Annotated in this window: 19 protein-coding genes and 2 riboswitches; of the genes, 9 read left to right on the plus strand and 10 right to left on the minus strand. The window is 58.0% G+C overall.

Annotated elements, in window-relative coordinates; all coding sequences use genetic code 11:
* Positions 1 to 83: 83 nt before the first annotated feature.
* Positions 84 to 1,025, plus strand: coding sequence for a LysR substrate-binding domain-containing protein (locus KDX30_RS24325; protein WP_099271310.1), 942 nt, complete (start codon positions 84 to 86; stop codon positions 1,023 to 1,025).
* Positions 1,015 to 1,359 (plus strand): MmcQ/YjbR family DNA-binding protein, encoded by a 345-nt coding sequence (locus KDX30_RS24330; RefSeq protein ID WP_122398042.1) that lies wholly within the window; start codon positions 1,015 to 1,017, stop codon positions 1,357 to 1,359. The genes KDX30_RS24325 and KDX30_RS24330 overlap by 11 nt, the downstream gene beginning before the upstream one ends.
* 20 nt (positions 1,360 to 1,379) lie before the next feature.
* Here KDX30_RS24330 and KDX30_RS24335 read toward each other — a convergent pair whose 3' ends face one another.
* Positions 1,380 to 1,811, minus strand: a complete 432-nt coding sequence (locus KDX30_RS24335; protein WP_231677707.1) for a DUF1294 domain-containing protein — start codon at positions 1,809 to 1,811, stop codon at positions 1,380 to 1,382.
* A 5-nt stretch (positions 1,812 to 1,816) separates the two neighbouring features.
* Positions 1,817 to 2,647, minus strand: coding sequence for an undecaprenyl-diphosphate phosphatase (locus KDX30_RS24340; protein WP_027901213.1), 831 nt, complete (start codon positions 2,645 to 2,647; stop codon positions 1,817 to 1,819).
* 378 nt (positions 2,648 to 3,025) lie between these two features.
* Here KDX30_RS24340 and KDX30_RS24345 point away from each other — a divergent pair, with 378 nt between their 5' ends.
* Complete coding sequence (locus tag KDX30_RS24345; protein WP_231677708.1) at positions 3,026 to 3,553, plus strand: AAA family ATPase; 528 nt, start codon at positions 3,026 to 3,028, stop codon at positions 3,551 to 3,553.
* Positions 3,554 to 3,564: 11 nt separating this feature from the next.
* On the opposite strand, the gene KDX30_RS24350 is transcribed toward KDX30_RS24345, so the two are convergent.
* On the minus strand, positions 3,565 to 4,893 hold the full coding sequence (locus tag KDX30_RS24350) for a sigma-54 dependent transcriptional regulator (protein WP_231677709.1): 1,329 nt from the start codon (positions 4,891 to 4,893) through the stop codon (positions 3,565 to 3,567).
* Between the two features lie 378 nt (positions 4,894 to 5,271).
* On the opposite strand from KDX30_RS24350, the gene KDX30_RS24355 reads away from it, so the two are divergent.
* Positions 5,272 to 5,538, plus strand: coding sequence for a hypothetical protein (locus KDX30_RS24355; protein ID WP_027901210.1), 267 nt, complete (start codon positions 5,272 to 5,274; stop codon positions 5,536 to 5,538).
* A 228-nt stretch (positions 5,539 to 5,766) separates the two neighbouring features.
* Here the strand turns inward: KDX30_RS24355 and KDX30_RS24360 are convergent, their stop codons facing one another.
* The 4 genes from KDX30_RS24360 to cobW are packed head-to-tail and all read right to left on the minus strand — an operon-like array spanning position 5,767 to position 12,316.
* Entirely contained in the window at positions 5,767 to 6,405 is a 639-nt protein-coding gene (locus KDX30_RS24360) for a vWA domain-containing protein (protein ID WP_099271305.1), read from the minus strand.
* Positions 6,406 to 6,431: 26 nt separating this feature from the next.
* Positions 6,432 to 7,466 (minus strand): ATP-binding protein, encoded by a 1,035-nt coding sequence (locus KDX30_RS24365; RefSeq protein WP_406643975.1) that lies wholly within the window; start codon positions 7,464 to 7,466, stop codon positions 6,432 to 6,434.
* A gap of 20 nt (positions 7,467 to 7,486) precedes the next feature.
* Positions 7,487 to 11,248, minus strand: coding sequence for a cobaltochelatase subunit CobN (gene cobN, locus KDX30_RS24370; RefSeq protein WP_231677711.1), 3,762 nt, complete (start codon positions 11,246 to 11,248; stop codon positions 7,487 to 7,489).
* Positions 11,249 to 11,251: 3 nt separating this feature from the next.
* Positions 11,252 to 12,316 (minus strand): cobalamin biosynthesis protein CobW, encoded by a 1,065-nt coding sequence (gene cobW / locus KDX30_RS24375; protein WP_231677712.1) that lies wholly within the window; start codon positions 12,314 to 12,316, stop codon positions 11,252 to 11,254.
* Positions 12,317 to 12,441: 125 nt separating this feature from the next.
* Positions 12,442 to 12,680: riboswitch (cobalamin riboswitch) on the minus strand.
* 57 nt (positions 12,681 to 12,737) lie between these two features.
* A riboswitch (cobalamin riboswitch) is annotated at positions 12,738 to 12,961 on the plus strand.
* Between the two features lie 97 nt (positions 12,962 to 13,058).
* On the opposite strand from cobW, the gene KDX30_RS24380 reads away from it, so the two are divergent.
* From KDX30_RS24380 to cobM, 4 genes are all read left to right on the plus strand, one after another.
* On the plus strand, positions 13,059 to 13,244 hold the full coding sequence (locus KDX30_RS24380; protein ID WP_122805329.1) for a CbtB domain-containing protein: 186 nt from the start codon (positions 13,059 to 13,061) through the stop codon (positions 13,242 to 13,244).
* Positions 13,245 to 13,255: 11 nt separating this feature from the next.
* Positions 13,256 to 13,963, plus strand: coding sequence for a CbtA family protein (locus KDX30_RS24385; protein WP_099271301.1), 708 nt, complete (start codon positions 13,256 to 13,258; stop codon positions 13,961 to 13,963).
* Between the two features lie 206 nt (positions 13,964 to 14,169).
* Complete coding sequence (locus tag KDX30_RS24390; RefSeq protein WP_099271432.1) at positions 14,170 to 14,586, plus strand: cobalamin biosynthesis protein; 417 nt, start codon at positions 14,170 to 14,172, stop codon at positions 14,584 to 14,586.
* Positions 14,587 to 14,623: 37 nt separating this feature from the next.
* Complete coding sequence (gene cobM, locus KDX30_RS24395) at positions 14,624 to 15,370, plus strand: precorrin-4 C(11)-methyltransferase (protein WP_231677713.1); 747 nt, start codon at positions 14,624 to 14,626, stop codon at positions 15,368 to 15,370.
* A 174-nt stretch (positions 15,371 to 15,544) separates the two neighbouring features.
* Here the strand turns inward: cobM and nfuA are convergent, their stop codons facing one another.
* From nfuA to KDX30_RS24410, 3 genes are all read right to left on the minus strand, one after another.
* On the minus strand, positions 15,545 to 16,138 hold the full coding sequence (gene nfuA / locus KDX30_RS24400) for a Fe-S biogenesis protein NfuA (RefSeq protein ID WP_027902653.1): 594 nt from the start codon (positions 16,136 to 16,138) through the stop codon (positions 15,545 to 15,547).
* 70 nt (positions 16,139 to 16,208) lie between these two features.
* A complete protein-coding gene (locus tag KDX30_RS24405) occupies positions 16,209 to 17,234 on the minus strand; it encodes an acyltransferase family protein (protein WP_099271299.1) in 1,026 nt (341 codons plus the stop codon).
* Between the two features lie 200 nt (positions 17,235 to 17,434).
* Entirely contained in the window at positions 17,435 to 19,738 is a 2,304-nt protein-coding gene (locus KDX30_RS24410; protein ID WP_231677715.1) for a fatty acid cis/trans isomerase, read from the minus strand.
* A gap of 165 nt (positions 19,739 to 19,903) precedes the next feature.
* On the opposite strand from KDX30_RS24410, the gene metH reads away from it, so the two are divergent.
* Positions 19,904 to 23,611, plus strand: coding sequence for a methionine synthase (metH, locus tag KDX30_RS24415; RefSeq protein ID WP_231677716.1), 3,708 nt, complete (start codon positions 19,904 to 19,906; stop codon positions 23,609 to 23,611).
* Positions 23,612 to 23,938: the final 327 nt, after the last annotated feature.

Raw genomic sequence — 23,938 nt, forward strand, 5'->3', positions numbered from 1 at the left:
ATAATCCTACAGCGCAATCCAATCGCTGATTAGTCGGCATAAATGCGATAGTTCGTTCTACACACAGGACAATCAGTTTAAGCATGCAAGACCTCAACGATCTTTATTACTTCGCCAAAGTGGTGGAATTCGGCGGTTTCGCGGCTGCCGGACGTCTGCTGGGCATCCCTAAATCCCGCCTGTCCCGGCGCATTGCCGAGCTTGAGCTGCGTCTGGGCGTGAGCCTGCTGCAGCGCACTACGCGCAAACTGGCGTTGACCGCTGTGGGTGAACGTTACCTGAGCCACTGTCAGGCGATGTTGCTAGAAGCGGAAATGGCCGACGAAGCCGTTGCGTCGCTTTCGGCTGAGCCCCGAGGGCGTTTGCGGGTGTCTTGCCCGGTGGGGATGACACACTGGAACCTGTCCGGGGTGGTCAATGAATTCCTGATCCGCCACCCGCTGGTGCAACTGGAGTTGATTCTGGTGAATCGCCGGGTTGATCTGGTGAATGAGGGCATTGATGTAGCGCTGCGGGTCCGCGACATTGGCGATGAAGATCCGAGCCTGATTGTCCGGCAGCTGTACCCCGCCCGCACCGTACTGGTAGCTTCCCCTGCATTAATCAGCGGACGCAGCATCACGCACCCTCAGGACCTTGGCAGCTTGCTGGCATTAGGCGCCATCGAGGCGGATCGCAAAGTGCATTTTCAGTTGCTGCACAGCCATGGCGAGCGTTGCGAGGTGGCTATTGAGCCGCGTCTGGTGGTGGATGACTTTCCTATTCGCAAGAATGCAGCCGTACAGGGCCTGGGCATCACATTGCTGCCGCTGATGAACTGCCATGAAGAACTTGCGAGTGGTCAGTTGATCCGCCTGTTGCCCGACTGGTCACTCCCAAGCGGCAATGTTCAGGCCGCGTACACGCAGCGCCGAGGCATGCTCCCCGCCGTGCGCGCGTGGATCGAACATGTCAGCCTTGCATTCAAAAACGAACCGCTCTGGAGCGATGTTCTGAAGACAACGGAGCAGACCAATGAACACTGAAGATGTCGCCGGGTTTTGCCTGCAACTGCCGGGCGCTCGGGAAGATTACAAATGGGGCGGCACACGGGTGTTTTCGGTCGCTGGCAACAAGATGTTTGCGGTGATGGACCTGGCTGGCAAAGGCTTGTCATTCAAGGTAGGACCCGATCTGTTCCTCGGGTATGTCGACAGGCCAGGCGTTCGTCCCGCGCCGTATCTGGCGCGGGCTTACTGGATCAGCGTCGCCACACCCTACTCCTTGAGCGATGAGGAATTGCGCGAGCTGCTGACTCGATCCCATCAATTGGTAGTCAGCAAGCTGCCGAAGAAACAGCAGGTTGCTCTCAAGCTGTGACGGCTTGAAGCTGTGACTGTTTAATAGAAATGCCTGCTCAGGTAATTACCGCCGAGAAGCAGGCGGTCTACCCAGACCACCTCGTGCAACACAACGATCAGCCAGAACACCAGTTGAAAGGACAGCTTGCGGGTTTTATGACGCAATGCCTGTTGCGCCACCAACGCGCCCGGCCAGCCACCCAGCAGCTCCACTGCGTGCAGGATCTTCTCCGGCGTTCGCCATTCATTTGCTCTGGCATGACGCTTGTCGCGCCAGTACAGAAAGAATGCCAGCAGACTCATCGCCAGATAGATCGCACCGGGCAACCACACCCCGTTGAGCAGCAACGAGGTGAGGCCCGCCACCGGTAACGCACAAATGGCGAGAAAGACCGCCAGTTTCACCCGCGGATACCGCGACGGATGCTGTTTCGCGGTTGCGGTTTTGTTCGATTTTATACGCTGATCCATGTTCGTCAGCCGTTCACGCTGGTCCAGTCAATCCAGCCGAACTGCCAGGTCGCCAGAATCAGGATACCGAAGACGATGCGATACCAGGCGAACACGGCATAGCTGTGGGTGGCAATGAACTTGAGCAGCCCACGCACAGCGATCATGGCAAAGATAAAGGACACTACGAAACCCAGCGCGAATACCGGGAAGTCCGCAGGCTGGAACAGGTGCCGGTACTTGAAGCCCGAATACACCGCAGCGCCGACCATGGTCGGCATCGCCAGGAAGAAAGAGAACTCGGTAGCGGTCTTGCGCGACAAACCGAACAGCAGGCCGCCAATGATCGTCGAGCCGGAACGAGAAGTCCCCGGAATCATCGCCAGACATTGGGCGCAGCCGACTTTCAGGGCGTCACGCCAGGTCATGTCGTCCACGCTTTCAGCATGCACCACGTGATCGCGGCGCTCAGCCCAAAGCATGATGACACCGCCAATGACCAGGGCAGTCGCCACGGTGATGGGGTTGAACAGGTATTCGTGAATCAAGTCGGCAAAGATCACACCCAGCACAACGGCCGGGAGAAACGCGATCAGCAGATTGATCGTGAAACGTTGCGCCTGACGCTGCTTTGGCAGGCCAGTCACGACATCAAGGATCTTGCGCCGAAACTCCCAGACCACCGCGAGGATCGCGCCGAGCTGAATGATGATGTTGAAGGCCATCGCCCGTTCGCCACCAAAGTCGATCAAGTCCGCGACGATGATCTGGTGTCCGGTACTGGAAATGGGCAGGAACTCGGTCAGCCCCTCCACAATCCCGAGAATCAATGCCTGAGCGGCGGTCCAAAGATCCATCATTCCCCCAAGTGAAGCATTGCTCGAAGCAGGCTTCTTGATATTGTCATGTTCAAACAGCGCGCAAATATGCCCGTCGAAAGGTGAAAAGTCCGTTAAAAACGGACGCTTACAACTTCAACCAACGCAGGGCGTGGCGATCCTATCAGACCTTCAGGCAGGACGCTGCCATTGACGCCTGACGTGCAACCCTTGACGTAATGGAAGCCGGTTTTCAGTGGCCGCTATCAGCGTTTTTTTCGCTGAGTCGCTGCGCTAACCGGTGTATACGCTTACAATCGCCGCCGCTTTCGGCCTCCCAGGAATCGCAATGCCCGCACTCAGAACAATCGCACCGGCAACGGGTACCATTTTAGCTCCGGAAAAGGTAGCGGCTTGATGAAAGTTGTTGTGCTGACAGGTCCTGAGTCCAGCGGCAAAAGCTGGCTGGCAGGCGAAATACAGCGCTGCTTCGGCGGGCTTCTGGTAGGGGAATATGTACGGCTTTTCATCGAACAGAACCAGCGGGACACCACCTACGCAGATATCCCGGCAATCGCTCAAGGCCAACTGGACAGCGAGGATGCTGCTCGTGGCACTCAGCCTGGGTTACTGATTCTCGATACCCATCTGCTGAGCAATATTCTGTGGAGTCAGACACTATTCGGGGATTGTCCTGCGTGGATCGAGCCTGCACTGCTGGCTCGTCAGTACGATCTGCATTTGTTGCTCGATCCTGACGGCGTTGACTGGATCGGCGATGGTCAGCGCTGCCAACCCGAGCTGAGTTCACGACAGGCATTCTTCCGCGATACTCGGCACTGGCTTGAGATGCATCACCAACCCTTTCAGGTGATCGGCGGTGACTGGACGCAACGTCGTGAGCGGGTCTTCGCGGCAGTTGAACAGTTGCTCCAACACGCCTGAAGCGCAGCAGCTCAACGAATCTGGTGCTTGTGCAGCAATCGATAGAATGTCGGCCGGGAAATCCCCAGTACCTTGGCAGCAACGCTCAAATTGTCGCTATGGCGGGTCAATACATCACACAACGCCTGCCGCTCTGCCCGGGATTTGTAATCATCCAGGGTACCCATCGTACTGACGACGTCGTCGTCACCGAGTAACCCCAGATCAGCGGCCTCAATCTGTCGCCCCTCAGCGAGCACCAGCCCCCGGCGAACCCGGTTGGCCAGCTCCCGGACATTACCCGGCCAGTCATGCTTGCCCATTGCAACCAATGCATCCTGACTGAAGTTACGCACCCGCCGACCGGTTTCCTGACTGTAGAAATGCGCAAAATGATTGGCCAGCAATGCCAGATCACCGTGTCGCTCGCGTAACGGTGCCGTGCCAACCTGAAGCACATTCAGGCGGTAATACAGGTCTTCGCGGAAGCGCTTTTTGCGAATGGCGGACTCAAGATCAACGTGGGTGGCGGCCAGCACCCTGACATCCACAACGATGGCCTCTCTGCCTCCGACGCGCTCAACCTGCTTGTCCTGAAGAAAGCGCAGCAGACTGGCCTGCAGCTCCATCGGCAAGTCCCCGATTTCATCGAGAAACAACGTGCCGCCATCGGCTGCCTCAATGCAGCCAATTTTCAGTTCATTGGCCCCTTCGAACGCGCCTTTCTCGTGGCCGAATAATTCGCCCTGAAGCAGGTGCTCGGGCGTCGTCGCGCAGTTGATCGCAATGAATGGCTTGCTGCGCCGATGGGACTGGGTATGCAGTGTGCGCGCCACCAGCTCCTTGCCAGTACCGGGCTCGCCACGTATCAGTACTGGCGATTCGGTAGGCGCCAGTTTGCTCAGCAGCCTGCGTAACTCACGGATGGGGCGACTTTCGCCGAGCATCTCATGATCGGGCCCTGATACATAAACCGCCCCCTGAGCCCTCAAGCGCGCCATGCCATAGGCGCGCCCCAGCGTGACCTGCATACGTGCAACATCGAACGGCAAGGTATGGAAGTCAAAAAACCATTCACAGACAAAATCGCCGATCTTCTCCCGGCGCAGGTCATCCGGGGTCAATACGGCGATCCATTCGGTGTGGCTGCGCGTGATCAGGTCCTTGACCACTTCCGGGTGCTCAAAGTGATAAGGCATCAGGCGAATCAGACCTACATCGCAACTACGACTAACCGCGGCTTCAACGGTACTGCTGTCGACATCCCAGCCAGCGGCGCGCAGAACGGGAATGAGCTGATGACAATCATCACAAGGATCAACAATTAGCAAACGTCGCAGTGGTGGTGCCGATTCATGCATGGGGATTCCTTGGCGCTGCGATTTGATAATCATGTTTATAAAATCATTTTATAAACAGTCAGTTGAGGATATTGATTTGAACGTTAGCAAATTTTTGACAGGCGCTTGGACCGATTGACTATAGGGGCCAGATCGAAAGGTAATTAGCCGTTGATGGTCCGCAGAGTGGATATTTCCGGACCGTGCGGCTGTGCTGGAATATTCGTCGAACTTCAGCTTTGCGCACGGTGAACACAGGGGGCATTCAAAAAAATCTGAAAATAATCGGCGACCTGTGTGACTTGACAGCTATCGAGTGTCATCAACACAAGTAACCCGCTGAACGGTAAGCCCAACCGACAGCGCACAATTTTGATATGGGCACTTGAGGAAATAACCATGAACGCCCCACTGCGCTTCAACGATGCACTCTTGATCGCTGGACACGCTTTTGAACCTTTCCAATGCGTCGCCTGGGCACCGCAAGACGGTAACGGCGAGCTGAGCCTGACGGTCATCGACCGTACCAGCAATCGTATTGGCCGCCGCCAGATCGCGCGCAGCACTTACTCCGATGCCAAGCGCCTGGCCAACGAACTCGAACTGGCCCGTGCTGAAATCAGCAACGAAGGCCACCGCCTCGAGCCGTGGACCATGCCTGCCTGAAGTCAACGCAGTCACCTTATTCGAAATGCTTTTCTGTAGGAGCGCGCTTGCCCGCGATCGCGTCAGCACAGACGATAAATTCATCGACTCACAGACCGAGTCGCGGGCAAGGTGGAACGCCACCCCGGTCGCTCCTACAGGTCCAATGTTTGCTTTGCGACGGCGCTGCTTCAGGGCACGGAGCAAGTTACACAGGCCGCATTCCATCTGTTCGGCAGGTCTGCCTGCCTAACGAGCCTTCAGCTCATCGATGTGCTGATACTCAACGCCCAGGCTCTGTGCCATCTGCTGTGCCCTTCCCAGGCGGATCGGCCCGCTTTCGATATCGATCAGCAGGCCCGGGCAGTTGAATGGCGGTAACCCGCCTGAATCCTTGACCCGTCCGTCCGTCATGACCAGAAGGTGCTGCTTCTCGGCAGGATGCTGCTTCTTGCGTCTATCCAGCCACTGGCGTGCCTGATCAAACGCATCGATTAATGGCGTGCCACCACCCGCGCCCAGTTCGTCCAGCCAGGGCTGTAATGCACGGGATGCCTTGAGGCCCTGATGTTGCCAGCGCGGCGTGTTGCCGTTCGCCGTCAGCAACGCCAGACGTACACGACGACGGTAAGCGTCGTCGAACAGTTGAGCCAACAACCCTTTAGCCCGGCCCAAGGCCTGATGGCGCCTGGTCGAGGCCGAAGCGTCGACGATCACCAGCCACAACTCACCGGGCTGCTGACTTCTGGGTTGACGGATCAGATCGGCGCGAACCTTGGGCCGCCCGCGTAACAGCGTCGGCAACCAGGCAATGGCTCCGTCGGCACCGCTGCGCAACGCGCCAGTTCGACCACCGGGAGCTTTACCGCGCCGGGGCTTGGCATCCATCCCCGGAACAGTGCGAGGACGGATGCCTAGGGCTTTTTTGGCCAGCTCGGCACTTCACGACGAGCGCCTGTCGGCGTGGCCTGCGCAGGCAATTCCCCCCAACTGCCCTGCCCCTGATCCGGCGCGGACTGTGGTTCGGGAGTTGACGGATTTTGCTGCGATGCAGGTTGTTGCGGCTGCTGATCCTGGGGAGGCGGCTGTTCTTGAGAAGAATTACGGCGTCGGTGACGCAAGGCAAACTCTGCCACGGCGTCAATGTCCTGATTTTCAATCGCTGACACACCGCGCCATGCCGCATGGGCACGGGCGGCGCGTAGCCAGACCAGATCAGCGCGCATGCCATCGACACCCGCCGCAAAACAGCGCTCGGTGATGACCGTGAGTGACTGATCATCCAGCTCGATGTTGCCCAGAACCTTGCGTGCCTGTTCGCAGCGCAGCTTTAGCGCCTGTTGTTGCTCACTCCACTGCGCGCAAAAGGCCTGCGGGTCGCTGTCGAAGTCCAGACGGCGGCGGATGATTTGCCCGCGCTCGGTCGGCAAGGTCTGCCCGCTCAATGCCACGTTCAGGCCAAAGCGATCCAGCAGTTGAGGACGCAGTTCGCCTTCCTCCGGGTTCATGGTGCCAATCAACACGAATCGCGCTGGGTGGCGATGGGAAATACCGTCACGCTCAACCTGATTGATGCCACTGGCCGCAACGTCCAGCAGCAGATCAACAAGATGATCCGCCAGCAGATTCACTTCATCGACATACAGCACGCCGCCGTCGGCCTTGGCCAGCACGCCAGGTGAAAACTCGGCTCGGCCTGCGCCCAACGCGGCGTCAAGATCCAGCGTGCCCACCAGCCGCTCTTCAGTGGCGCCGAGCGGCAAAGTGACGAACTGACCAATGGCCAGCAAATCGGCCAGACCACGCGCCAGTGTCGACTTCGCCATGCCACGCGGCCCCTCGATCAGCACACCGCCGATTTTCGGGTCGATGGCGGTCAGGCACAGCGCCAATTTCAGTTCGTCAGCCCCCACCACGGCGGCCAGCGGGAAATGCGGGGTATCGCTCAAAGTCTCGTCAGGCAACGTCATCAGCTCTCTTCTATGTCCAGCAACAGGCTTTCCAGCGCGTCACGGTAATTACCCGGTTCCTGCCATAAGCCGCGCTGTTGCGCTTCAAGCATGCGTTCGGTCATGTCCCGCAAGGCGTCAGGGTTGTGCTGCTGAATGAATTCCCGGGTCGACGCGTCCAGCAAATAGGCATCGGCCAACAGTGCGTATTGGTGATCGTCAATCAGTTCGGTGGTGGCGTCGAACGCGAACAGGAAGTCCACGGTGGCGGCCATCTCGAAGGCCCCTTTGTAACCATGGCGTTTGACGCCGTCGATCCATTTCGGATTAGCCGCGCGGGAGCGGATGACCCGGTTCAGCTCTTCCTTCAACGTCCGGATCTTCGGCAAGTCTGGCTGGCTATGATCGCCATGATAGCTGGCAGTCTTCTGGCCGCTGAGGCTCTCGGCGGCTGCAAGCATGCCACCTTGAAACTGGTAGTAGTCGTTCGAGTCGAGCAGGTCGTGCTCGCGGTTGTCCTGGTTCTGCACCACCGCCTGGACTTGCGACAAGCGTTTTGCAAAGCGCTCCCGCGCAGGCGTGCCCTCATCGGCGGCACCATAGGCGTAACCGCCCCAATTCAGATAAACCTCGGCCAGATCATCCCGACTCTGCCAGAGGCGACCGTCGATCGCGCCCTGCACACCCGCACCGTAAGCCCCAGGCTTGGCACCGAAGATACGCCAGCCTGCCTGACGCGCAGCGTCATCATCGGTGACGCCAGTGCTCAACAAGGCGGCACGCTCTTCGCGAACCTTGGCGGCCAACGGATTCATATCGTCCGGCTCGTCCAGTGCCGCCACGGCTTGTACCGCAGCGTCGAACAGCCGGATCAGGTTGGCGAAAGCATCGCGGAAAAAACCGGAGACTCGCAGCGTCACGTCAACCCGCGGCCGATCCAGCAAGCTCAACGGCAGAATTTCGAAGTCATCAACGCGCTGACTGCCCGTCGCCCAGACCGGCCTTACACCCATCAACGCCATAGCCTGAGCAATATCGTCTCCGCCAGTACGCATGGTTGCGGTGCCCCACACCGACAGGCCAAGCTGACGTAAATGATCACCATTGTCTTGTAAGTGCCTCTCCAGCAACAGATTTGCTGACTGGAACCCGATGCGCCACGCTGTGGTGGTAGGCAGATTTCGCACATCGACCGAGAAGAAGTTTCGCCCGGTGGGCAGCACGTCTATACGACCGCGACTCGGCGCGCCGCTTGGGCCCGCTGGCACGAAACGTCCGCTCAAGGCGTCCAGTAAGCCCTGGATTTCTCCCGGGCCGCAGGCGTCGAGTCGTGGCGCCACAACCTCTTTAAGATTATTGAAAATATCCAGTAGATCTTTGTTTTCAAAGGGAATACTAAATTCAGTATTACTGATAACCTGTTCGATCAACCACGCAGCGTACAGCTCAAGACGCTCACGGGTATCACCCGCCGTGCGCCATGGATCAGTGCTGACAGCGAGCAGCGCTTCAGGTCTGGCAGACAGCCAGGGTTCGGCAAGTTCGCAATCCAGTGGATCAAAACCCAGCTCGAAGGCTTTGCTCAAGGCACGCAGCAGACTCGACTGCGCACCGCGACCGTCACCTCGCGGGATGCGCAACAACGCCAGCAAGGTATCGATGCGCAGACGGCCGGCGGGAGACTCACCAAAGATATGCAGACCGTCGCGAATCTGCGATTCCTTCAAATCACACAGATAGGTGTCCAGCCGTGGCAACCATGTCGCCGCATCGTCATCCTTTAAGGCATCACCCAGCGCCAGCTCACGATCGATTTGAGTTTCGCGGACCAGTTTGAGGATGTCCCGTTGCAGCTCCAGGGCACGACGCGGATCGAGCAGTTGGGCTTCGTAGTACTCGTCCGCCAGCAACTCCAGGTTACGCAACGGCCCATAGGTTTCAGCGCGGGTCAGCGGCGGCATCAGGTGATCGATGATCACGGCTTGGGTACGGCGTTTGGCCTGGGCGCCCTCGCCCGGATCGTTGACGATGAACGGGTAGATATTAGGCATCGCGCCGAGAATCGCATCCGGCCAGCAGGTCTCCGACAGACCGACGCCCTTGCCCGGCAGCCATTCCAGATTGCCGTGTTTGCCCACATGCACCACGGCATGGGCGCCATAGGCCTTGCGCAGCCAGAAATAGAAGGCCAGATAACCATGGGGCGGGACAAGATCCGGGTCGTGATAAACCGCACTGGCGTCCACCTGATAACCCCGTGCCGGCTGAATGCCAACGAAGGTCAGGCCAAACCTGATCCCGGCAATCATCACCCGCCCACTGCGGAACATCGGGTCTTTATCCGGCGCGCCCCAGCGTGCAATCACCGCTTCACGGTTGGCCAGAGGCAGTTGCTCAAACGCAGCGGTGTACTCGTCGAGCGCCATGCTTTGGTGGCAGGGACGAAGGTCGATGCTGTCCAGATCATTGGTGACGCCACCGAGCAACTGGTGGATCAACTCAGTACCGGTGTCCGGCAATTCGGCAACCGGATAACCCTCGCCCTTCATGGCTCGCAGGATATTCAGCGCCGCCGCTGGCGTATCGAGGCCGACACCATTGCCGATGCGTCCGTCGCGCGTGGGGTAATTGGCGAGAATCAACGCAACGCGCTTGTCAGCATTAGGCAAGCGCCCGAGCAATATCCAGCGACGCGCCAGTTCGGCAACAAAGTCCATGCGCTCGGGTTGCGGGCGATAGCAGACCACATCCGACTGACTGCGCTCACTGTGCCAGGCCAGATCCTTGAAGCTGACCGGCCGACTGATGATTCGCCCGTCCAGTTCGGGCAACGCGATGTGCATCGCCAGATCCCGGGCACCCAGACCTTGCTCGCTGGCCCGCCAGCCAGGTTCGTTATCCTGAGCGCAAATCGCCTGAATCACGGGGACGTTACGTCGGAATGGCCGCAAATGAGGCGTTTCCGGGCTGGACTGAGCAAAGCCGGTGGTGTTGAGGATCAGCTCAACCCCGACCTCGTCCAGCCAGTCTTCAACCACCGTCATGCAGCCTGCTTCCTTCAGGCTGGCCACTGCGATGGGCAAAGGATTCAAGCCTTGCGCCTGCAAGCGGGCGCAAAACACATCGATGAACGCGGTATTGGCAGCCTGCAGGTGTGAGCGATAGAACAGCAGCGCTGCGACTGGCTGATCCGGCACCCAGTCAGCGAACCATATTTCAGGATCGGCGCTGACGCCTTTTGGGTGGTAAACCGCAGTACGCGGCAATGCTTTGGGCTCGGACCAGGCGTAATCCCGATCCAGCAGGCGATTCGCGATGCAACGGTAGAACTCCAGCGCGTTGTGCATGCCACCCTGACGCAGAAACTGCCATAACCGGTGGCAATCCTCAGCGGGTGCGGTGCTGCGCTCAGTCAGTTCGGGGTCATGGCGATCACAGCCCGGCACCATGATCACCTGCACGCCGCGGGCTGCGAGCTCCATGAGTCGCTCAGCACCGTAGCGCCAATAGCCTATCCCGCCGTGCAGAGAAATCAGAATGACCTTGGCGTGGCGCAGCACTTCATCGAAATAGAGGTCGACGGAAGCATGGTTCTGAACCTGCATCGGGTTAGCCAGACGCAAGCTCGGGTAATCATCCGGCAGTTGCTGCGCCGCTTCGGCGAGCAATGCCAGGCTGGAATCGCCACTGCAGAGAATCACCAGCTCGGCGGGGGTTTGTCCGAGGTCGGCAATGCTGTCGTCCGGTACAAAACCACCGGGCTGGGTTCTCAACAGGTGCATGGGTCAGTCCGCTAGCGCAGCGCGCAGTTGGGATTCAAGTGCCGCAGAATCAAGCTTCTGACCGATCAGCACCAGGTGAGTGGCACGCTCTTCATCAGCACTCCAGGCGCGGTCGAAGTGTTTGTCGAAACGCGTGCCTACACCCTGAATCAGCAAGCGCATCGGTTTGCCGGCAATGGCCGCGAAACCCTTGACCCGCAAGATGCCGTGCTGCACGACCAGTTGGGTCAGCGCGGCAAGCAGCAGGGTTTCTTCGGATTGAGGCAGCTTGATGGAAATGGAGTCGAACGCGTCATGGTCGTGGTCATCATGATCATCGCCTTCGTGGTGATCGTGATGGGTCTTGCGGCCATCGATATGCTGCTCGGATTCAGCCCCCAACCCCAGCAAGACATTGATCGGCAGACGACCGCTGCTGGCTTCGATGACTTTGACCGCAGGCGGCAGCTCTTCGGAGACTTCAGCGCGCACCGCAGCCAGACCGGCCGCGTCCATCATGTCGGACTTGTTGAGGATGACCAGATCGGCGCTGGCCAGTTGATCGGCGAACAGCTCATGCAATGGCGACTCATGATCCAGGTTCGGATCGAGCTTGCGCTGAGCGTCGACCTGATCAGGGAATGCAGCAAACGTACCTGCAAGTACTGCCGGACTGTCGACAACAGTAATTACCGCATCGACGGTGCAGGCATTGCGAATTTCCGGCCACTGGAAGGCTTGTACCAGTGGCTTTGGCAGGGCCAGACCGGAAGTTTCGATGAGGATGTGATCCAGATCGCCACGACGCGCAACCAGTTCACGCATGACCGGGAAGAACTCTTCCTGCACAGTGCAACAAAGACAGCCGTTGGCCAGCTCATAAACGCGGCCAACCGCCTCTTCTTCAGTGCAGCCAATGGTGCATTGTTTGAGGATTTCGCCGTCGATGCCCAGCTCGCCGAACTCATTGACGATAACCGCAATCCGTCGACCTTCCGCGTTATCCAGCATATGGCGCAGCAAGGTGGTTTTGCCCGAACCGAGGAAGCCGGTAACGATAGTGACGGGAAGTTTGGCCAGTGTTTTCATCGGATGCCCTTTGGCAATACGGCGGGCAAGCGGGACGAAAACCCTGTGTAGCCACAGATGTGTAGCCACAGAGATACGATTCGCCACCGGATCACCCCGCCCGGTTGTAGTGAGAATTCGTCGGGCTCAAGGCCCGAATCGAGGCAGGTCTCCTGGCTTGCGGTACCCATGGAAAGCTTCCAGGGCAGTCATTGCGCCTTCCCGCCCTTGACGGGCAGTGGCTGTACAGAGAGTGCAATGACCGTGCGATAAATCAGCACCGCTTACAGTTGCGGGGGCAGCCGCGGCATTACCGCGTTCCCGTCTTAGCTCCAAATCGTCTGACCCGCAGATAGACTGGAGAACCTCGAACCCGCAAGGCTACGCAGTGACTGCGGGCAGGTCAATCAACTGATTGACGTTCCACGCAGGCGCATGCTCTCCTACATGCCTTGTTACGGGTGCCCCTCACGGGGTGAAACGGGAAACCGGTGAGTTCAGACCTCTGGTCTGTGCAAGTCCGGCGCTGCCCCCGCAACGGTAAGCGAGCGAAGAATCAGATCCACTGTGCGCATCACGGCATGGGAAGGCGATTCTTGCAGGTTGGCGCCATTCAGCGCTCAACCCCTCGCAAGCCCGGAGACCGGCCCGACATGAAACAAATAACGAACCCGCGGTGGGCGGGCGCAGTTGCACTCCCCTGATATTCGTCAGTGGGATAGTGCTGCGCATGCCTGCTTGCCGACATCAAGAGGGAAGCGCCATGTCGATCAGTACAACCAGCCATTCCGCCAACACTGCAACTACCCAGAGCCAACGTCTGACCGCCGCCATCAGCGCAGCCATTCTTGGCGCCTGCCTGGTCTATTTTGCCGGGTTCTCGCATATCGAAGCGGTCCACAATGCCGCTCACGACACCCGGCACAGCGCCGCCTTCCCTTGCCATTGAGACCTGACGCCATGTTCAAGCGAATCGCTCAAACGGCCGGGTTCACAGGCCTGTTCGCCGCCCTGCTGTTGACCCTGCTGCAAAGTTTCTGGATCACGCCGTTGATCCTGCAAGCCGAAACCTACGAGAACGCGCCTGCTGAGCAGGTTCATGAGCATTCACATGGCGAAGCCGCACCCGCTGGTCACGTGCATGATGATGAAGCCTGGTCGCCGGAAGACGGCTGGCAGCGCATCGTGTCGACCACCGGTGGCAATCTGGTGGTCGCCGTCGGTTTCGCACTAATGCTGGCCGCGTTGTACACGTTACGAGCGCCTGGCAAGACTTCGCAAGGCCTGTTCTGGGGGCTGGCCGGCTTTGCGGTGTTTACTCTGGCGCCAACTTTGGGCCTGCCGCCCGAGCTGCCGGGCACCGCTGCAGCGGACCTCAATCAGCGACAAATCTGGTGGATTGGCACCGCGGCCTCGACGGCTGTCGCGCTCGCGCTGATCGTGTTTGCGCAGAACTGGCTATTGAAAGCCTTGGGCGTGGCGATTCTGGTAGTGCCTCATCTCATTGGTGCACCGCAGCCTGAAACCCACGAGAGCCTGGCACCTGAGGCGCTGGAGTCGCAATTCGTGATGGCTTCGCTGCTGACCAACGCAGTATTCTGGATCGCCATGGGGCTGATCAGCACGTGGCTGTTCCGCCGTAACAATCCTGAGCTGGACCAAGCCTGATCTTGAGCAACTTTGACATATGCTGTCGCGCAGCAAACATTGGACCGGTAGGAGCTAACTTGTTGGCGAAGCGGAATTTCTGACGATGCAGGTCCGACGTCTCGCCAACAAGTTGGCTCCAGGATCACCCGTTTGCTGCTCGGCAGCGCTGTATCAGAGCCACCGGGCGACCGCCTGCAGAAAAGCATTTCAATTCAGTGAGTAATATTTTGCTTGATAACAAGCGTCCGACCCTGGTGGTCGGCCTCGGTTGCCAGCGCGACTGCTCTGCGGGCGCACTGCTGGAACTTATCGAGCGCAGCCTTGAAAGTCATAATCTGCGCCTTAAAGACATCAGCGCCCTCGCTTCCATAGATTTGAAAAGCCGAGAGCCAGGACTGCTGGAGCTCGCGAATCAGCTTGATTTGCCGTTGAGTTTCTTCAACGCCGAACAATTGGCCGCTTACGAACCGCAGCTTAGCCATCGCTCCCAAATCGCCTATGATCACACCGGCTGCTATGGCATCGCAGAAAGCTCAGCGCTGGCGCTGGCAAGCCAATCAGGGACGGCCGAGCTGCTGATCCCCCGCCAGAAATCTTCTCAAGCCACGTTTGCTTTGGCCATCAGCCTGTCAATTCGCTGATAATCGCGATTTTTGCCCCTACACATCTGGAGTCTTCATGACGGTCTTTTTCATCGGCGCAGGTCCCGGCGATCCTGAGCTGATCACGGTCAAGGGCCAACGATTGATCCGCAGTTGCCCGGTGATCATCTATGCAGGCTCGCTGGTGCCTGCTGCCGTTCTGGAGGGTCATCAGGCGGTTCAGGTCAGCAACAGTGCCGAACTGCACCTGGAGCAGATCATTGCCTTGATGAAAGCGGCTCATGAGCAAGGCCAGGATGTGGCCCGTGTACACTCCGGTGACCCGAGCCTGTATGGAGCGATTGGCGAGCAGATTCGCCACTTGCGTGAGTTGGGCATTCCGTTCGAGATCATCCCGGGCGTTACAGCTACTGCGGCCTGTGCTGCGCTGCTGGAGACCGAACTGACCCTGCCGGATATTTCCCAAACGGTGATCCTGACCCGTTACGCAGACAAGACGTCAATGCCAGAAGGCGAAGCTCTGGCCGATCTGGCCCGCCACAAGGCGACCATGGCGATTCATCTGGGGGTCAACAACCTGCCGAAAATAGTTGCTGAACTGATACCGCACTACGGAGCAGATTGCCCGATCGCAGTGGTGCATCGCGCCAGTTGGCCGGATCAGGACTGGGTGATTGGCACGCTGGCGGATATTGAAACCAGGGTCGAAGAAAAAGGCTTTCGCCGCACGGCATTGATTCTGGTAGGCCGTGTGCTATCCAGTGATGCATTCAGCGAGTCATCGCTGTACCGCGCCGGGCATGCTCATTTGTTTAGAAATTGATAGAAACAGAGTGCCGGTAGGACCGAATTCATTCGGGAAGACGATGTTCCAGGCAATACATATGCAGCGATTGTAACGGCCTCTTCGCGAATGAATTCGCTCCCACCGGGAGTTAACACTCCAATAAAAAACCCCGAACACGTCGGGGCTTTTTAACACGGCGCAGCAAACTGCTTAGTAGTAAGCGTTTTCTTTCTGCGTGTGGTCAGTCACGTCGCGTACGCCGTGCAGCTCTGGGATGCGCTCAAGCAATGTGCGCTCGATACCTTCCTTCAGCGTCACGTCAGCCTGACCGCAACCCTGGCAACCGCCGCCGAATTGCAGAACAGCGATGTGCTGCTCCTGCTCTTCAACCACATCGATCAACGTGACCTGACCGCCGTGGCTGGCCAATCCAGGGTTGATCTCGGTTTGCAGGTAGTAGTTGATGCGCTCGTTGATCGGGCTATCAGCGTTGACCATCGGTACTTTTGCGTTGGGTGCCTTGATCGTCAACTGGCCGCCCATGCGGTCGGTGGCGTAATCAACAACGGCATCGTCCAGAAAGTTTTCGCTGAAACCATCGATCCAGGCAGTGAAGCTCTTCAGGCCGATGGCCTTGTCTTCCGGTTTTTCTTCGCCGGGCTTGCAGTAGGCAATGCAGGTTTCAGCGTACTGGGTGCCAGGCTGGGTAATAAACACGCGGATGCCAATGCCCGGGGTGTTCTGCTTTTCCAGCAGATCGGCCAGGTAATCGTGGGCAGCATCGGTAATTGTAATAGCGGTCATGAAAATTCCTCGCAGACGTGCGGGCAGTTTACGCCAATCGCCAGCTTCACACAAAGTCCTAGTATTTTTGTCAGGAAAGCGCTTGAGAAGCGTTTCTGGCCCGTCGATCGTCGAGCCAACCCTTCATGCGACGGTATAAACCCTTCTCCAGCCATTCGTAACTTATCCATGCGCCAAGCGCGATGACAGGCACACAAATGGCGAATACCAGGTAAGGGTTAAGGTCGTAATGCTGCGAAGCAAGCCAGCCACCGTACAGTACCAATACGTGGAGCAGATAAACCGAATAGGAACAGTCGCCCAGCACTTTAAGCAGCTTGTTGCCCCGGAATACTGGCTCCATGGCGATACACGACAGCACGATCAACGCGCTTGGCAGGCCCCAGTTAAGCAACCGCTGCTGATCGCCGCCTACGTGATAAATGACCACCAGCCCCGTGGCGATACCCAGCAACGGTAGCCAGAACCCTTCCTTGATCCAGCCTCGGCGATAAATGATGCCTATGCCAATACCGAGCAAGAACTCATAAATAATGTCGTTGCCATAAAAACGGCTGATCAGCCCGGAACGCGCCAACACTTCACACACTGCGAACAGCGCCGCAGCCACGATCAATGGCCGATGACGCTGCTTGAACAGGAAGACGGTGGAGAACAATAGATAGAAGAACATCTCGTAGTTAAGCGTCCAGCCCACGTTGAGTGTGGGGTACAGGCCATAACCACCGGGATTTTCCGCAGGGATGAAAAACAACGAAAGCATGAACGTCTGCCAGTTAATTACCTGATGTGGAAGCAACGGCGCAGCAAATACCAGTAAAAGACCCATGGCTGCCGTGTAAAACCAATAAGCGGGGACGATCCGGATAATACGATTGAGCATGAAGCGCCTGGCCGGCATTTCGCTGTTCTGAGTAGAGAGAAAGATCACCAGGCCACTGATGACGAAAAAGATATCAACCCCCACTGCCCCCTTCGTCACGAAAAAGTCGCCAATCGGGCCACTGGCGTGGAAGTTGAAGAAAATCTGCATAAAGTGATGACATACAACGACCCACGCGGCGAGTGCCCGCAGGGCTTGAACAGAAATCAACATCACAAACCTCATTGCCTCTTTAAACAACAATCCAAGGCCGCGAATACACCCGCATGCACAAGGACACTCACGGGGTCGGACCGTGATAGTTCACAAAAGGTCATGAAAAAATGAGTTTTCCGGTCAGCGGTAGATGGCTGCGGGCCATGTGGGGTGTGGCTTGGTCTGGGCGGCATTCCGACGATTAGGGCGACGCAAATCTACAGATTCTCGTACCGATTCATGTCCATCACACCTGCCTCAACAGGGTCCGTCTCCTGAATGTAGCGAGTCAGGTCATGGAAGTACGTCCAGAACTGCGGGTTGCTGCGCCGCACGCCCCATCGTTCCACAATCTTCTCGAACTCTGCCTGATGCCTGGCTTGCTGCATGAGCTCAACAAACTCCGGCACCTCGCTGGCAGGTACGTTGAACATGAAATTTGGATAACTGGCCAACACCCCAGGGTAAATCGTCAGCGAGTCCAGTCCCGGCTCATATCGGTGCGACTCACCCAGTAAAAACGCCACGTTCGTATGCGCCCGGTTGCGCAGCATGCTGTACATCATCCGCTTGCCGCTGCTGTCCTCGATCCGCAGCATCGTCGCTTCAGGCAGATAATCGATCACTTTCAAGCCCGCCGCAGGTCGGGACGTCAAATGGCTCAAGGACTGCTCGACCTGAGCGAAACTGTCACTGATACCCGCTCGGGAGCAATAAGCGCCGGAACAACGATTGATCGGATCCGGCGCAGCATTCAACGTGCCGGACCGCTCTATCAGCTTCAAGGCGAAATCGCGCTTCGGATCTTTTTCATCCAGCGGTATGCCACTCGGCGTGTCATCGTCGATGTCCTGATAATCCAGCCACATCTTCAGTTTGCCGCCGTTGCGGTACCAGTCGCTCAACAGGTCGTCGCGTTTGTCTGCGGGCATCAGCCGCAAAAAGTTAACTTCGGCGCCGTTACGGATCAGGTCGAAATACAGCCGCGTCTGCACCTGATGGGACACGTTTCCGTAAACATCGAAATTCACCGCCAGTTGATAATACGTGCGCTCCAGCAGCGGGTAGTCGAACAGCCAGAAAGTCTGTGGCACGTCACCGATCAGGCCTTTATTGACCGAAGCACTGTCGAAGTGACGGAAGACTGTCAGCAGCGAGTTATCGTTACCCGCCCACAACGTGGCCCAGCCCGGCGGAGGCATATGCGCGTAGCTGTCACGGCGCAGATCTTCGTATTCGTTGCGTTTGTCCCGATAGGCGTGCCACAGACCAAGCACACTGCCGACATCATCGTTCTGCCCCGGCATCGCCAGCAGTGGCGTGGCCAGCCCCCGATAGCGGGCATCGACGATATAGCGATCATGGGCCGGATCCTGAAACGTCACCCAGAACTGGTCGCGAATCACGTCCGTTGCGATCTGCCCACGGCACACAGGCCCGCGAATAAAGGTGCGGACGAAGTATTCAGCGTTATCCAGCATGAACTGATAGCGCGCGGCGGCAGGAATCGCTTCAAAGGTTTCAAACGGATTGGCACGACGGCCGGGGCCATAGCCCGGCAGCGAATCCACACGCCAGTCGTTGCCATAGAACAGCTGTTTGACCCGTGCCATCTTCTGCGGACCCAGCGCATAAGTAATGTGCGTCTTGTGGACGATCACGCCTTTGACTTGCGCAAGGCGGTAATAAAAGTCGCTGCCGGGATCATCGTCCGGCCTGCGGGTGGCAATCACATCAATGGGCTGACCGCTTGGCGTCCGCGAACGTACCCATTGAAAGAAATGCCCCGGCTCACCGCCTGCAAAGTAGATGTGCGCCAGGAACAGGTGCTCGTACAGCCAGCGGCCCACCAGTGCCTGAGTTGAACCGGGCTGATTGAGCAAGGTTTCCCACTCAGTAATCTGCGCCAGTTCACTGATTGAGGGGCTTTGCGCCTTGTCATCCACCGGAGCACCCACGGCGAACCAGCGTTGCAGGGTCTCGTACTCAGCGTCGCTCAACCCGGCAACGGCAAGGGGCATGCCTTCCTTGGGATGAGCCTGAGCGTAGGCATTGAACTCTCCCGGCTGAGCGCAAAGATTTTCCCGATTGAGGCCCAGCACGATTTCAGCCGGGATCTTCGCGTTCGGTTCCAGCGGCACGTTACGCCCCAAGTCCAGCATTCTGCTCATCAACGCAGCCTGGCTGTCCTGGGCATCAAGCACCGAGTAGAAACCCTTGCTCTCCCAGGCTTTCGGTCCGCTGGCATCGATGAACAAACGGGTGGGCGCTTGAGCCACGCTGCGATCGCCTTCGTAGACAGGAATCTTGCTGGCACCCCGTGCGACGCCCTCCCCGGCGCCCAGATTCAACTGGCACGGCGCATCGTTGCAGGCATGACAGGCAACGCACTTCTCGGTAAGGATTGGCTGGATATCCCGAACATAGGAAATGTTCGGCTGCACGGGCTTGTCGCCCGCCTGGACCTGAAATATGCCGCACATCGACAACACTGCGATGCTTACAACCAAGCGATACGGCATATCCAGCGTCCAAAGGGTCTGAAAAGATGAAAAAACGCCGTAATTCTACAGAGGTTATTGCGGCCCAACATGAGCGATATTCATACCAAAGTCTTATCAACACCAAAACCGTTCGGGTTTGCTATCATTTCGACCTTTATGTATCGATCTTTTCCAGGTAGCCCTATGTCTGATCGCAGCGCCCGTCTTCATGCTCTCCAGCAAGCTCTTCAGCAGAGGATCCTGATCCTCGACGGCGGCATGGGCACCATGATCCAGAGCTATCGCCTCGAGGAAGAAGACTATCGCGGCAAGCGCTTTGCCGACTGGCCCAGCGACGTCAAGGGTAACAACGACCTGCTGGTGCTGACCCGCCCGGACGTGATCGGCGCTATCGAAAAGGCCTATCTGGATGCCGGTGCCGATATTCTGGAGACCAACACCTTCAACGCGACTCAGGTTTCCCAGGCCGACTACGGCATGGAAGAGATCGTCTATGAGCTGAACGTCGAAGGCGCTCGACTGGCGCGTAAAGTCGCCGATGCCAAGACCCTGGAAACGCCAGACAAGCCGCGTTTCGTCGCGGGTGTTCTCGGCCCGACCAGCCGCACCTGCTCGCTCTCCCCGGACGTTAACAACCCTGGTTATCGCAACGTCACGTTCGATGAGCTGGTGGAAAACTACACCGAAGCGACACGTGGCCTGATCGAGGGCGGTGCTGACCTGATCCTGATCGAAACCATTTTCGATACCCTGAACGCCAAAGCCGCGATCTTTGCTGTGCAAGGTGTTTTCGAAGAGATCGGTTTTGAATTGCCGATCATGATTTCCGGGACCATCACCGACGCCTCCGGCCGTACCCTTTCCGGTCAGACCACTGAAGCGTTCTGGAACTCGGTGAGCCACGCCAAGCCGATTTCGGTCGGCCTGAACTGCGCGCTGGGTGCCAGCGATCTGCGCCCTTATCTGCAAGAGCTGTCGAACAAAGCCAGCACCTACGTTTCCGCGCACCCTAACGCGGGTCTGCCTAACGAATTCGGCGAGTACGACGAACTGCCGAGTCAGACGGCAAAAATCATTGAAGAATTCGCACAAAGCGGCTTTCTGAACATCGTCGGCGGTTGCTGCGGCACCACACCGGGCCACATCAAGGCCATCGCCGAAGCGGTTGCCGGTTATGCGCCGCGGCAGATTCCGGACATCCCGAAAGCCTGTCGCCTGTCCGGCCTTGAGCCGTTCACCATTGATCGCAACTCGCTGTTCGTCAACGTCGGCGAGCGGACCAACATTACCGGTTCCGCCCGTTTTGCCCGCCTGATCCGTGAAGATAACTACACCGAAGCCCTGGAAGTCGCCCTGCAACAGGTCGAAGCCGGCGCCCAGGTGATCGACATCAACATGGACGAAGGCATGCTGGACTCGAAGAAGGCCATGGTGACCTTCCTCAACCTGATCGCAGGCGAGCCGGATATCTCCCGGGTGCCGATCATGATCGACTCCTCCAAGTGGGAAGTGATCGAAGCTGGCCTCAAGTGCATCCAGGGCAAAGGCATCGTCAACTCGATCAGCATGAAAGAAGGCATCGAGCAGTTCATTCATCACGCAAAACTCTGCAAGCGCTATGGTGCTGCGGTTGTGGTCATGGCGTTCGACGAAGCCGGTCAGGCCGATACCGAAGCCCGCAAGAAGGAAATCTGCAAACGCTCTTACGACATTCTGGTCAATGAAGTGGGCTTCCCGCCGGAAGACATCATTTTCGACCCGAACATCTTCGCCATCGCCACCGGTATCGAAGAGCACAACAACTACGCAGTCGATTTCATTAATGCCTGTGCCTACATCCGCGATGAACTGCCTTACGCGCTGACCTCGGGCGGTGTGTCCAACGTGTCGTTCTCGTTCCGGGGCAATAACCCGGTGCGGGAAGCGATTCACTCGGTATTCCTGCTGTACGCGATCCGTAACGGCCTGAGCATGGGCATCGTCAACGCCGGGCAGCTGGAGATTTACGACCAGATCCCGGCCGAGTTGCGCGACTGTGTCGAAGACGTAGTACTCAACCGCACAACTGACGGCACCGACGCCTTGTTGGCAATTGCCGACAAGTTCAAGGGCGATGGCAGCGTTAAAGAGGCGGAAACCGAAGAGTGGCGCGGCTGGCCGGTGAACAAGCGCTTGGAACACGCGCTGGTTAAAGGCATAACGACCCACATCGTTGAAGACACTGAAGAGTCCCGCCAGTCCTTTGCACGCCCGATCGAGGTGATTGAAGGCCCGCTGATGTCCGGCATGAACATCGTCGGCGACCTGTTCGGTTCGGGAAAAATGTTCCTGCCGCAGGTAGTGAAGTCGGCTCGTGTGATGAAGCAGGCGGTTGCCCACTTGATCCCGTTCATCGAGCTGGAAAAAGGCGACAAGCCAGAAGCCAAGGGCAAAATCCTCATGGCCACGGTCAAGGGCGACGTGCACGACATCGGCAAGAACATCGTCGGTGTGGTGCTGGGCTGTAACGGCTATGACATCGTCGACCTGGGCGTGATGGTCCCTGCAGAGAAGATCCTGCAGGTGGCGAAAGAACAGAAGTGCGACATCATCGGTCTGTCGGGGCTGATTACCCCTTCGCTGGATGAAATGGTCCACGTTGCCCGGGAAATGCAGCGTCAGGACTTCCACCTGCCGTTGATGATCGGCGGTGCGACCACCTCCAAAGCCCACACCGCAGTGAAGATCGAACCCAAGTACAGCAACGACGCGGTGATCTACGTAACGGACGCCTCTCGTGCCGTTGGCGTCGCCACACAGTTGCTGTCCAAAGAGCTGAAACCAGCCTTTATCGAGAAAACCCGTCTTGAATACATCGAAGTGCGTGAGCGTACTTCGGCTCGTAGCGCTCGCACCGAGCGCCTGAGCTATGGCGCTGCCGTCGCCAAGAAGCCGCAATTTGACTGGGCAGCCTACGACCCGGTCAAACCGACGTTTACCGGCGCCAGGGTGCTGGAAAATATCGACCTGGACGTGCTGGCCGAATACATCGACTGGACGCCGTTCTTTATCTCTTGGGATCTGGCAGGCAAGTACCCGCGCATCCTCACTGACGAAGTCGTAGGCGAGGCTGCCACGTCATTGTTCGCCGATGCTCAGCAAATGTTGCGCAAGCTGATCGACGAAAAGCTGATCAGCGCACGTGCCGTATTTGGCTTCTGGCCCGCCAATCAGGTGAATGACGACGATCTGGAAGTCTATGGCGACGACGGCCAGCCATTGGCGAAGCTGCATCACCTCCGCCAGCAGATCATCAAGACCGACGGCAAACCGAACTTCTCGCTGGCCGACTTCGTTGCACCTAAAGACAGCGGCATCACTGACTACGTGGGCGGCTTCATCACCACTGCGGGCATTGGCGCTGAAGAAGTGTCCAAGGCCTATCAGGATGCTGGCGATGACTACAACGCAATCATGGTCAAAGCCCTCGCCGACCGTCTCGCCGAAGCCTGCGCCGAGTGGCTGCACCAACAAGTGCGTAAAGAGCACTGGGGTTATGCCAAGGATGAGCAACTGGACAACGATGCGCTGATCAAAGAGCAATACGCGGGCATCCGCCCTGCTCCCGGCTATCCAGCCTGCCCGGATCACACCGAGAAAGGCACCCTGTTCCAGTTGCTGGACCCGATGCCGGATGGCAAGCCAGGCAAAAGCGGCGTGTTCCTCACCGAACACTACGCCATGTTCCCGGCGGCAGCGGTCAGCGGCTGGTACTTCGCCCACCCACAGGCGCAATACTTCGCCGTGGGCAAGGTCGACAAGGATCAGGTTGAAAGCTACACCGCGCGCAAAGGTCAGGAGCTAAGCGTGACCGAGCGCTGGCTGGCGCCGAATCTGGGGTATGACGAGTAAGCTGCAATCCTGAGGGATTGAATTGATAATGCAGTCCTTTGGGAGCTGAGCTTGCCCGCGATAAGCATAGGTATCTACTGCACTTTCATGCCGCGATTCTTGTGTACATATCCGTTACCGCTGTCACGGCTGATATTGGTTGCGCCCTTACGGCGCCTCACTTTTGGGGCGCAAAAGTAAGCAAAACGCTCTTACCCCACCACTGGGTGCCTCGCTGTCGCTCGGCATACCCGTAATCCGACATTGCTGTGTGGGGCCGCCGCCACCGGCCATCCATGGCCTGAGGCGGCTAAACCGGCATCCCTGCCGGTTTGCCCCACACAGCAA

The organism is Pseudomonas quasicaspiana (genome assembly GCF_021147825.1).
GTDB classification, from domain to species: Bacteria; Pseudomonadota; Gammaproteobacteria; order Pseudomonadales; family Pseudomonadaceae; genus Aquipseudomonas; species Aquipseudomonas quasicaspiana.

Coding starts and splice junctions, on each gene's coding strand:
- KDX30_RS24325 (WP_099271310.1), top strand. CDS start 84: ATGCAAGACCTCAACGATCTTTATTACTTCGCCAAAGTGGTGGAATTC.
- KDX30_RS24330 (WP_122398042.1), top strand. CDS start 1,015: ATGAACACTGAAGATGTCGCCGGGTTTTGCCTGCAACTGCCGGGCGCT.
- KDX30_RS24335 (WP_231677707.1), bottom strand. CDS start 1,811: ATGGATCAGCGTATAAAATCGAACAAAACCGCAACCGCGAAACAGCAT.
- KDX30_RS24340 (WP_027901213.1), bottom strand. CDS start 2,647: ATGGATCTTTGGACCGCCGCTCAGGCATTGATTCTCGGGATTGTGGAG.
- KDX30_RS24345 (WP_231677708.1), top strand. CDS start 3,026: ATGAAAGTTGTTGTGCTGACAGGTCCTGAGTCCAGCGGCAAAAGCTGG.
- KDX30_RS24350 (WP_231677709.1), bottom strand. CDS start 4,893: ATGCATGAATCGGCACCACCACTGCGACGTTTGCTAATTGTTGATCCT.
- KDX30_RS24355 (WP_027901210.1), top strand. CDS start 5,272: ATGAACGCCCCACTGCGCTTCAACGATGCACTCTTGATCGCTGGACAC.
- KDX30_RS24360 (WP_099271305.1), bottom strand. CDS start 6,405: ATGGATGCCAAGCCCCGGCGCGGTAAAGCTCCCGGTGGTCGAACTGGC.
- cobN (WP_231677711.1), bottom strand. CDS start 11,248: ATGCACCTGTTGAGAACCCAGCCCGGTGGTTTTGTACCGGACGACAGC.
- cobW (WP_231677712.1), bottom strand. CDS start 12,316: ATGAAAACACTGGCCAAACTTCCCGTCACTATCGTTACCGGCTTCCTC.
- KDX30_RS24380 (WP_122805329.1), top strand. CDS start 13,059: ATGTCGATCAGTACAACCAGCCATTCCGCCAACACTGCAACTACCCAG.
- KDX30_RS24385 (WP_099271301.1), top strand. CDS start 13,256: ATGTTCAAGCGAATCGCTCAAACGGCCGGGTTCACAGGCCTGTTCGCC.
- cobM (WP_231677713.1), top strand. CDS start 14,624: ATGACGGTCTTTTTCATCGGCGCAGGTCCCGGCGATCCTGAGCTGATC.
- nfuA (WP_027902653.1), bottom strand. CDS start 16,138: ATGACCGCTATTACAATTACCGATGCTGCCCACGATTACCTGGCCGAT.
- KDX30_RS24405 (WP_099271299.1), bottom strand. CDS start 17,234: ATGTTGATTTCTGTTCAAGCCCTGCGGGCACTCGCCGCGTGGGTCGTT.
- KDX30_RS24410 (WP_231677715.1), bottom strand. CDS start 19,738: ATGCCGTATCGCTTGGTTGTAAGCATCGCAGTGTTGTCGATGTGCGGC.
- metH (WP_231677716.1), top strand. CDS start 19,904: ATGTCTGATCGCAGCGCCCGTCTTCATGCTCTCCAGCAAGCTCTTCAG.